General features: G+C 75.1%; 2 protein-coding genes. One reads left to right on the forward strand and one right to left on the reverse strand.

Translation table 11 applies throughout. The annotated features are described in order from the left end of the window. A partial coding sequence (locus B9S61_RS19015) for a GNAT family N-acetyltransferase (protein WP_103543350.1) occupies positions 1-578 on the reverse strand: 578 nt, incomplete at its 3' end. Positions 579-680: 102 nt separating this feature from the next. Here B9S61_RS19015 and B9S61_RS19020 point away from each other — a divergent pair. After that, positions 681-1889: an NAD(P)/FAD-dependent oxidoreductase gene (locus tag B9S61_RS19020; protein ID WP_103543349.1), complete on the forward strand. Its 1209-nt coding sequence runs from the start codon at positions 681-683 to the stop codon at positions 1887-1889. Positions 1890-1908: the final 19 nt, after the last annotated feature.

Genomic DNA, 1908 nt, shown 5'->3' on the forward strand with positions numbered 1-1908 from the left:
GGGGCGAGCCGGGCGTGCAGGTGGGCGTCGCGGAAGGCGTCGCGGCGGACCGCGGCGAAGATCGCCCCGCGCAGGGTCCCCTCGTGGCGGAACCCGCATCGCTCGGCGACCCGGCAGGACGCCCGGTGTCCGACCGCGTGGTCCAGCTCCAGCCGGTGCAGGCCGAGTTCGGTGAACGCCCAGTGCGCGGTGAGCAGCAGTGCCCGGGTGGCCACGCCCCGGCCGCGGGCCTCGGGCAGCACCCAGTAGCCGATCACGCCGCGCCGCATCACCCGGTGGATCTCGTTGACGCCGATGTGGCCCAGCACCGTGCCGGTGCCCAAGTCGGCGATCCGGAAGGACGCCGCCGTGCCCTCCGTGTCGCGCCGCGCGCCCCGGCGCAGCGACTCCCGGGCGCTGCCCGCGTCGGTGATCGGCCGGAACGGGGTGTTCCAGCGCTCGAACTCCGGGTCCGTGAGGCCGCGCAGCCACACCTCCACGTCGGCCCGGGACTCCGGGTCCCACGCACGAAGGTGCAGACCGTGGCCGCGGATCTCCGGGAGGGGCGGACGCGGGGTGTGTTCGGGTGAGGAGGACATGAGGGCATTCAAGCGCGCGATCCGCACAGACGTGATCGATCCGCAACCAATTCCGGTCTTGACCGATACCCATCAACCTGGCGCGGAATTAGGCTCGCGCTCATGACCGACTCCTCCGGCTCGCCCCCGTCCGCGCAGCCCACCGCGCCGAACCCGGCGGACCGCCCCGTCTACGTCATCGGCGGCGGACCGGGCGGGCTCTCCGCCGCGTACGCCCTGCGCGCCCGGGGGATCCGGGCCGTCGTCCTGGAGCGGTCCGACCGCGTCGGCGACTCCTGGCGGCGCCACTACGACCGGCTGCGCCTGCACACCACCCGGCGGATGTCCGCCCTGCCCGGTCTGCCGATGCCGCGCCGGTTCGGCCGGTGGGTGGCCCGGGCGGACGTGGTCCGGTACCTGGAGAAGTACGCCGAGCACCACCGCCTGGAGATCGTCACCGGAGTGGAGGTCACCCGCCTCGAGCGCACCCCGGACGGCACCGGCTGGCTGCTGCACGCCACCGGGGGCCGGGAGCTGACCGGCGCGGCGGTCGTCGTCGCCACCGGGTACAACCACACCCCGCGCCTCCCGGACTGGGCCGGCCGGGACACGTACACCGGCGAGTTCCTGCACGCCTCCGAGTACCGCGAGCCGAAGCCCTTCGCCGGCCGGGACGTGCTCGTCGTGGGCATCGGCAACACGGGCGCCGAGATCGCCGTGGACCTGGTGGAGGGCGGTGCCTCCCGGGTCCGGCTGGCGGTGCGCACTCCGCCGCACATCGTGCGCCGTTCGACCGCGGGCTGGCCCGCGCAGTACTCGGGGATCCTGATACGGCGGCTGCCGGTCGGCCTCGTCGACCGGCTGAGCCGGGTCCAGGCGCGGGTGGCGCTCCCGGACCTGTCGGCCCAGGGGCTGCCCCGGCCCGGGTCGGGTCTGTACAGCAGGGTGCTGGAGGGGGCCATCCCGGTGCAGGACGTCGGGCTGATCGACGCGGTGCGCGAGGGGACGGTGGAGATCGTGGCCGCCGTGGAGGGTTTCGAGGAGGGCGAGGTCGTCCTGGCCGACGGCGAGCGCGTCACGCCGGACGCGGTCATCGCGGCGACCGGGTACGTCCGCGGGCTGGAACCCCTGGTCGGGGGCCTCGGTGTCCTGGACGGCCGGGGCAGACCCGTGGCCCACGGGGCCCGGACGCCGGCGAACGCGCCGGGGCTCCACTTCACCGGCTACACCAACCCGATCAGCGGGAACCTGCGGGAGCTGGCGCTGGACGCCGAGCGGATCGCGAAGGCGATCGCCCGCGCGGGAGGCACCTCCCGGCTCCCCACCACGTAGAGCCCGGCGGAGCGGGTCG

Source organism: Streptomyces sp. SM1 (genome assembly GCF_002910825.1).
In the GTDB taxonomy this organism is placed as follows: domain Bacteria; phylum Actinomycetota; class Actinomycetes; order Streptomycetales; family Streptomycetaceae; genus Streptomyces; species Streptomyces okerensis.